Here is a 7510-nt window from a genome sequence, read left to right on the forward strand (position 1 = left end):
TCAGGCTGAGAAGTGGTCAGAGTACGGTGCTGTACCGCGGCGATCTTGTCAGTGGAGCAATCCTGGCGTCGATCGTTCAACGGGCGAAAGAAAAGGCGATCGATCGTACGGTTCAGTCTGGGCAGCCGGCGGGATTGCTGGAGGAGGATCTTCGGGTAGCCGTGTCCGAGGAATTTCGAGAGGGTGACATGTTACCGCCGGACGATGCCGCCGAGGAATGGCTGAAATTGCTCGATCATCATCCGGAGCAGGTGGTCGGTATTTCGTCCTTCCGGCGAGGCCGTCAGGCTGAAGAACGGCTCACCAGTCAGATCATCTGAGGATGAGAAAGGTCAGGAACTGACTGGTCTGGCGCTATGAGCGAGTCTGACCGTCTCTTCACGTTTTCTTTTTTACTTCTCTCTTACTATGCGTCTTTTTGGAATTGAGACCGAGTACGGTATCACACGCGATGATGTGCCGGACATGGATCCGGTGGTCGAATCAATGGAACTCGTGCGTGCTCATCTGGCCGCCTCTTTCAAGCGGCGGTGGGATTATGCCGGTGAGGATCCACATGAAGATGCGCGCGGTTTCCGAGTCTCGGGCTTGCAACAGGATAAAGAGGAAAATGAGTTTGCACGACGCGATGCCCATCGCCTCTTCTCGTTCCATGACATGAAAAGCGACCTTGTTTTGCCGAACGGGGCACGATTCTACAACGACCATACGCATCCGGAATACTCCACATCCGAATGCCGAACGCTTCGCGATCTGGTGGCGCAGGATCGAGCAGGAGAACGGATCGTCCACCGTGCGGCTCAGCGGCGTAACGAAGGACTTGGTGGCGCGCATGTTCGGCTCTACAAAAACAACACGGATTTCCATGGCCACAGTTACGGATGCCACGACAATTATCTTGTGCCCAGGGCTGTTCCCTTTCCGGCCTTGGTGGCCGGCATAGTGCCGTTTCTTGTAAGTCGGCAGGTCGTCGCCGGTGCCGGGAAGGTCGGGACCGAGGCACAAGAATCACCCTATGTTCCGGGGCCGTACCAAATTTCTCAGCGTGCCGACTTTATGGAGGCAGAGCTGGGCGTCGATACGATGCATAATCGACCGATTCTCAATACCAGAGATGAGCCCCATGCGGATCGCCAACGGTATCGTCGGCTCCATCTCATCATCGGCGATGCCAATATGTGCGAGTATGCGACGGTGCTGAAAGTGGGAACGACACAGTTGGTGCTCGATATGATCGCACAGGAGGCCGTACCCGATCTCGAATTGGAGCAGCCGGTGGCAGCCGTCAAACAGATCTCACGCGATCCAGACCTCAAAATGGTGGTGAGACGAAAAAATGGACGTACGATCGCGCCGGTGGACATACAAGTACAGTACTATGAAGCCGCGAGGAGGACGCTCTCCGGTCGCGATGCGGAATCGGATTGGATCTTGCAGGAATGGGGTGAGACGTTGCAGTTGCTGGTGAAAAATCGGCAACAATTGGTCGGCAAGGTGGATTGGGTGACGAAGCAATGGCTGCTCGAAACGTTTATGCGGGAAGAGTGGATTGATTGGGACGATCCATGGTTGGCCAGTTTGGATCTGGAATATCACAATATTGATCCTCAGATGGGCCTCTACATGGGCCTGGAAGCGGAGGGGAAAGCCTGGCGGCTGACGACTGATGACGTGATTGAAGCGGCGATCCGAAATGGTCCGGTCGACACACGTGGCGGGTTACGGGGTCTCTGCGTACAGAAATTTTCGGACCAGATTCAGTCGATTCAGTGGGAGCAGGTCCGGTTTACCGACGGTCTCCGATCCCGTACACTCGACATGCGCGACCTCTTTGATCCGCAAGAGGTGACGCGATGTATTGGTCTCTTCAAGACGGCCCAGTCGCCGGCCGATGCATTGGCCGCCTGGGCCCACGGAAAGGATAGGGACGTATGAAATACAGCTTGATGCCAGAACGACGAGAAGGGCCAGGCGATCCCATGCCGAAATCTCCCAGTCCTCTGGAAGATGGAGGGGGGCCACGTCGTCCAGAAACCGGATCACCCGATAAGGATAGCCTTCTGAAGCGGATGCGCCGAGTCGATCCGAAGCAAGCGGAACGATACCGGCAGCGGACAGGGCAATAGATTGGTGAGGGGTAAGGCGTAAGGTGTGAGAAGAGGCAGAGGCTCTCTTCACCCTTCACCCCTAACCCTTTACTGGAGCGAGGTTAAGGATGCAGGGTGATTTTTACCAGCTACTGAAGGACCAGGGGTATGTATTGGGAATGCCCGGACAAGCCGGAGTGGGGCAGGCTCTGACCACCGCCACCACGATACTTGCCTTCAAATATCATCATGGGGTGTTGGTGGCCGGGGATCGTCGTGCGACAGCCGGCAACATGGTCATGTACGACAGGACCGACAAGGTCTTGGAGATAGATCGACATAGCGTCATGGCGATTGCAGGGGTTCCCGCCACCGCGTATGAGATGGTGCGCATTCTCGAGCATTCTTTCAAGTACTATCGGCGGACACAACTTCAGGAGCTCAGCTTTGAGGGCAAGCTTCGAGCCCTGTCTAAGCTTCTGAAGGAAAATGTTCCGGCAGCCCTGGCGGGGACTGGGGCTGTCGTTCCAATCTTTGCCGGATACGATGCCGAACAAGAGGCCGCAAAGATTTATTTCTACGACATTCTTGGCGCAGAGTTTGAGGGAGTGGAGTACGCCGTGTCGGGGTCTGGTTCGCCCACTATTCGAGGCATTCTTCATTATGTGAATACCTGGAGTGAGCAGCCCCTGAGTACGATGTCTAAAGAGCAGGCCGCCATTCAGGCGCTGCGGCTGCTCACGTGCGCTGCCGAATTCGATAGTGCGACCGGTGGTGTGAATCGAGAGGCCGGGCTGTATCCGGTTGTGAAGTTGATCACATCCGATGGTGTAACGGCCATGTCGGATCCACATCTCCGATCGTTGTTTGAATCACACGTATCGAAAGGCTTGTAAGGTCGTCACGCTATGTACGAAGAACCCTATCGGTGGGTCGAAGCAGTCGGAAATCGCCGACAGTACCTTGATGCGCAGTTTGCGCAGGGGAGCCCGGTGGTGGGTGTGGCATGCGAGCAGGGGATTCTCCTGATGACGATGAGTAAAGGCACCCCCAAGTTATATGAAATCTATGACCGTCTTGCATTCGGGGGCATGGGACACCCGGCTGATCTCGAGAAGTTACGCTTCACTCTGTTGGAAATGGCTCATGTCGAAGGATTCAACCGCTCTGCTTCTGATGTCACGGGGAGTCGCCTCGTCAAGTACGGCATTGCACCGGTCGTCAAGCAGGCGTTTGAGGAGGTTTTTAAAGCTCCGTTCATCGTGAAGATCATGCTGGCTGAGCTGAGCCAGAAAGTTGGGAAAGATGGTTTCCTCACGATCACCTATGACGGCGTGTTCGAAGAGAAGAGCCGGTATGCAGTCCTTGCGGCAAGCGCGTCGGTTGAGCAGCGGATGGTGGAGTATCTTCGACCGCAGTCTTGTGTGTCCTTGAAAGACGCCGTGGATCTTGCGATTCACACCTGGGCAGTCGGTGATCGAGCGCAGCGGCACACGGATGACACTGGAGGGGATCCGAAGGACGCGAAGGGAAGTTCCGATCAGCTGGTGACGGACTCTCCGACCCTCATGACCCATGTGCGCCAATGCATGCAGGAAAAGTCCATCGAATGTGCGCTGCTGGATCGCCATGTGGCAGGAACCTCCAAGTATCGGACACTCGGGGCTGGTGAGTTGGAGACGTTGCTTCCCAAGGACCTGAGTTCGGCACTCACGTAAGCATATGTTGCATCGAATTTTTGGTTTGGAAACCGAGTACGGGCTCTTGATCCACGAGGATCGGCCTGACCATTCCCCAACCTGGTTTGCCCATCACATCAGAAATCATCTGTTCCAGGTTCAGCGTCGAGGAGTGCTGGATCTCCACCATCGCGGCCATGATGAGCCGCCTGGAAATGGGGGATTTATCACGAACGGCGGCCGGATCTACCTGGATATGGGACATTTAGAGTATGCCTCTCCCGAATGTCACTCCCTCACAGATGTTGTGGCGTCTGACCGTGCCGGAGATCTCTTGCTGCAGCGGGCGATCGGAGATCTTGGTTTGTCCGAGCACGTATCGCTGATCAAGAACAACATCGACCATGAGACGGATGCGACCTTCGGCTCACATGAAAATTATCTTGTCTCTCGTCGATTTCCGTTTTCAAGGCGTGGGTTGGCGCCGTTCGTGACGTTTTTGGTCACCAGACAGATCTTTACCGGAGCCGGGCGTATCGGTGCCGCTAGTCCGCAGGATGCCTGGATTCAGGTGGATCGATTGATTGTTCCACGTGCAACCGTCGGTGCTCGAGGTGGCTCGAACCTGCCGTTTCAAATTTCCCAACGGAGCGACTACATCGTCAATGATTTTTTCGAGTGGGTACAGCACAATCGGGCGATTGTGAACACGAGAGATGAACCGTTGGCCGACCCCAATGAATTTCGTCGGATCCATTTGCTCTTGGGCGATTCCAATATGGCTGAGTATGCGACGGCGTTGAAACTTGGTGTGACCGGCTTGGTCTTACAGCTGATTGAGGAAGGGCATGCCCCTCAGGATTTGGAGATTGATGAACCGGTGGAGGCACTACAAGAAATCTCCCAGGACCAAGAGCGGAACTGGGTCGTTCGACTTCAGTCTCAACGAACCATGTCGGCTCTTGATATTCAGGAACAGTTTCTTGATTGTGCGATGCGGCATTGTCAGGGACAGGATGAGGAAACTGATTGGGTCCTTGCACAATGGGCGTCGGTCCTCAACGATCTGCGCGGGGATTATCAGAAGCTGGTTGGCCGTGTGGATTGGGCATCGAAGCTTTGGTTGCTGGAATGTTTCAGAGAAGCGGAACGATTGGACTGGAGCGATCCTCTGCTCAAGAGTTTGGATTTAGAGTATCACAACTTGAATCCGGCCAAGGGGCTCTATTATGGGCTTGTGGAGGAGGGACGGGTTCCTCGCATGACGACTGATGCGTTGATTCAGATTGCGACGGAGGAGGCCCCCAAGAATACACGCGCCTATGGGCGCAGTGCGTTGGTCAGGTATCTCTTAGAAGGGGGGCGGCCTACCGATGCAGATCGAATTGCGAACCCTGATGGGCTATTTCCCGCCTATGTGATCAATTGGTCAATTTTTCAAGTCCGAGGTCATGCCCCTTTCCCAATGCCGGACCCGTTTCGGACATACCGTGACGAGGTGCGGACGCATCTCGAACCCAGTATTGCCTGACTGCCTCCCATACGACGGTTGTTCTCAATTGTGGCTTCAGTTTTCTCAAGTAGGGGGGCAGTTTGCCTGCGGCACTCTCAGCTCAGCGCGTGGAGGGTGTCGTAGGTAGGTCTTGGCAGTGGCAGGGTGGTATCACTCATGCTTCATGACCGGCTCAATCGCATGCCGCGTAAAAAATCTAGGATTCGGTTCTCCGCCCAGTAGGGATCTTCCTCTTGTCGTCGACTCTGGTAGAACCCGCAATGACCCCCATAATGAGGCGCGACCACAGCGATCTGGAGGTGCTCCTGAATCTTCGCTTCGGTGAACATGGTGTAAGGAATGAATGGATCGTCTTGTGCCGTGATGATAAGAGTCGGCACCGCGATTTTATCGAGCACGTGTCGCGATCCAGCCCGATCGTAATAGTCGGCGCCGTCCCGATAACCGCCGTCCCGGGCGGTATAGCAGTCATCGAATTCACTGATGGTGGTGATGTGACCAAGCATGGAGAGATCCCATTTCCCAGGGAATAGTGAGGCTTTTCGTCGTAAGCGCGCTTTCAGCCTCGTGACGAAATGACGGTGATAAATCCAGTTACGTGGTTCTTCCAGGGCACGGGCGCAGATGGTCGGGTTGATGTTCGGACATACGGCGGCCACTCCGGCCAAAGCCGGTTCGGTCCGTCCTAGCTCGCCAGCCGCTTTGAGCACAAGGTTGCCACCCATGGAATAGCCGACCAGCCAGACTCGATCGAGACCATCATGGTGAATGAGTTCCTTCACGATAGCCCGGTAATCACTGCTAAGACCACTGTTGTAGAGCGTCGGAGAAAGGTGTTCGGTTCCACCGCAGGTTCGTTGGTTCAGGCGGATGACGTTGAACCCAGCATGGAAGGCTTTGGCTGCGATCCCCCGCATGTATCGCGATTCGCTGGAGCCTTCTAAGCCATGGACCAGGACGACAGTGGGAAAGGCTTTGCGATCGTCCCGCCAATGGCAGAATCCTTGAAGCTGTGACTGTGGCGCAACGGAAAAGAATCGCGATTCCTGAGGCATGGTTGCCAGAGATGTCTCTCGCGGCACATAGCGAGGTATCAGGGTCATGAGATGAGCATTTTTGAGGGGCAGTGGAGGCCGAAAGGACAATGCCAGCTCCAGCACGGTAGGGTTCATCATAGTATCAAGTATGGTACGCTTCCTTCCTGAGGCGGATGAGGTGTGGAGAGCCTTAGCGTCAATTTATTATCGTGTCAATAAGTAAGATATGGATGGCGTTCAGGTAAACATTCTAGCGGAGGGATTATGCTGACGGCTATAGGGGATGTCATGAGACGTTGCTATGAGAGAGGGTGGATTACCACGAGGGACGGCAACATCAGTATGAAAAAGCGGGAAGGCCGGTACTTGTATATCACCCCATCCGGTTGGCGCAAGACGATCGTACACCCTGAACATGTAGTTCGATTGGAGATTGTCAGTGATCCTGAGACTGGTCTGCGCGTACCAAAAGTCAACGAACAGCAGAAGCCATCCGGAGAACTCTGGATGCATTGGAATCTGCAGCGGGACTCCAGACGCACACGAACCGTCGTCCATGTGCATGCAACCCATGTGGTGGCCGCCATTTATGCCGGGATTGACCTTCAGGCCATCAGTGCCGAATTTCCTGAAATTTCACGCTATACACGAGTGGGCCGGACGGTTCCTGCCTTTCCGGCATTGTCCCGCGAACTGGCTGATGCGACGTCAGAGTGTTTTGGGTTGCAGGGTGATGGCGTGATCGCTTTTGATATTGTGGGCCAGGCGAATCACGGCGTGTGTGCGGTGGCTATGGATCCCTGGGCTGCATACGAGCACATTGAGCGCCTGGATCATATTTGCGAAATTGTCCTGAAAAGTGGAGTGGCCGGACGGGCACGATAGAGCGTGTGTCGCCATCGAGATAGCTGCGAGTTTGAACAGCCGTGCGAAAGGATCTCATGTTGTTCCGGTTGGGGAGGACCAAAGGATTTCTGTCACGCTCCAACAAGCCGGTATATAAGTAGGATCTCGCCGCCAGGCCTTGGTTAACCAGAGGGCAGGGCATGAGAGACAATGTAACCCACTGATCAGGAAAGATCACCCGAGAGGTGAGATCCTTCGGGGAAAAGGTTGAAAATTTGTTGCGATGACAGTGTAGTGGCTCCCCGGGCAGGACTCGAACCTGCGACCAGCCGGTTAACAGCCGGCTGC

7 protein-coding genes and 1 pseudogene are annotated in these 7510 nt (G+C 55.0%); 7 read left to right on the forward strand and 1 reads right to left on the reverse strand.

Going from position 1 to position 7510, the window contains the following annotated elements:
• The 6 genes and pseudogenes from ACMTNU_RS19870 to ACMTNU_RS19895 all read left to right on the forward strand — a co-directional run.
• Positions 1 to 320 (forward strand): annotated as a pseudogene (locus tag ACMTNU_RS19870) (peptidase); the annotation flags it as partial.
• Positions 321 to 408: 88 nt separating this feature from the next.
• Complete coding sequence (locus ACMTNU_RS19875; protein ID WP_413937032.1) at positions 409 to 1935, forward strand: proteasome accessory factor PafA2 family protein; 1527 nt, start codon at positions 409 to 411, stop codon at positions 1933 to 1935.
• The gene (locus ACMTNU_RS19880; protein ID WP_413937033.1) at positions 1932 to 2126 is read left to right on the forward strand and encodes a ubiquitin-like protein UBact; all 195 of its coding nucleotides are present in this window, start codon (positions 1932 to 1934) and stop codon (positions 2124 to 2126) included. Before ACMTNU_RS19875 ends, ACMTNU_RS19880 begins: the two co-directional genes overlap by 4 nt.
• Before the next feature lie 89 nt (positions 2127 to 2215).
• On the forward strand, positions 2216 to 2983 hold the full coding sequence (locus ACMTNU_RS19885) for a proteasome subunit alpha (protein ID WP_413937034.1): 768 nt from the start codon (positions 2216 to 2218) through the stop codon (positions 2981 to 2983).
• A gap of 12 nt (positions 2984 to 2995) precedes the next feature.
• Complete coding sequence (locus ACMTNU_RS19890) at positions 2996 to 3805, forward strand: hypothetical protein (protein WP_413937035.1); 810 nt, start codon at positions 2996 to 2998, stop codon at positions 3803 to 3805.
• Positions 3806 to 3809: 4 nt separating this feature from the next.
• Positions 3810 to 5297 carry a proteasome accessory factor PafA2 family protein gene (locus tag ACMTNU_RS19895; protein WP_413937036.1) on the forward strand — a complete coding sequence of 496 codons (1488 nt, stop codon included), beginning with the start codon at positions 3810 to 3812 and terminating at the stop codon, positions 5295 to 5297.
• A 143-nt stretch (positions 5298 to 5440) separates the two neighbouring features.
• Here the strand turns inward: ACMTNU_RS19895 and ACMTNU_RS19900 are convergent, their stop codons facing one another.
• A complete protein-coding gene (locus ACMTNU_RS19900) occupies positions 5441 to 6382 on the reverse strand; it encodes a YheT family hydrolase (protein WP_413937037.1) in 942 nt (313 codons plus the stop codon).
• Positions 6383 to 6580: 198 nt separating this feature from the next.
• On the opposite strand from ACMTNU_RS19900, the gene ACMTNU_RS19905 reads away from it, so the two are divergent.
• The gene (locus ACMTNU_RS19905; RefSeq protein ID WP_413937038.1) at positions 6581 to 7201 is read left to right on the forward strand and encodes a class II aldolase/adducin family protein; all 621 of its coding nucleotides are present in this window, start codon (positions 6581 to 6583) and stop codon (positions 7199 to 7201) included.
• The last annotated feature ends 309 nt before the right edge of the window (positions 7202 to 7510 follow it).

This window comes from Nitrospira sp. BLG_1 (assembly GCF_047338595.1).
In the GTDB taxonomy this organism is placed as follows: domain Bacteria; phylum Nitrospirota; class Nitrospiria; order Nitrospirales; family Nitrospiraceae; genus Nitrospira_D.

Bases quoted from the DNA above. Each gene is read 5' to 3' on its own strand.
- ACMTNU_RS19875 (WP_413937032.1), top strand. From the start codon at position 409: ATGCGTCTTTTTGGAATTGAGACCGAGTACGGTATCACACGCGATGAT.
- ACMTNU_RS19880 (WP_413937033.1), top strand. From the start codon at position 1,932: ATGAAATACAGCTTGATGCCAGAACGACGAGAAGGGCCAGGCGATCCC.
- ACMTNU_RS19885 (WP_413937034.1), top strand. From the start codon at position 2,216: ATGCAGGGTGATTTTTACCAGCTACTGAAGGACCAGGGGTATGTATTG.
- ACMTNU_RS19890 (WP_413937035.1), top strand. From the start codon at position 2,996: ATGTACGAAGAACCCTATCGGTGGGTCGAAGCAGTCGGAAATCGCCGA.
- ACMTNU_RS19895 (WP_413937036.1), top strand. From the start codon at position 3,810: ATGTTGCATCGAATTTTTGGTTTGGAAACCGAGTACGGGCTCTTGATC.
- ACMTNU_RS19900 (WP_413937037.1), bottom strand. From the start codon at position 6,382: ATGACCCTGATACCTCGCTATGTGCCGCGAGAGACATCTCTGGCAACC.
- ACMTNU_RS19905 (WP_413937038.1), top strand. From the start codon at position 6,581: ATGCTGACGGCTATAGGGGATGTCATGAGACGTTGCTATGAGAGAGGG.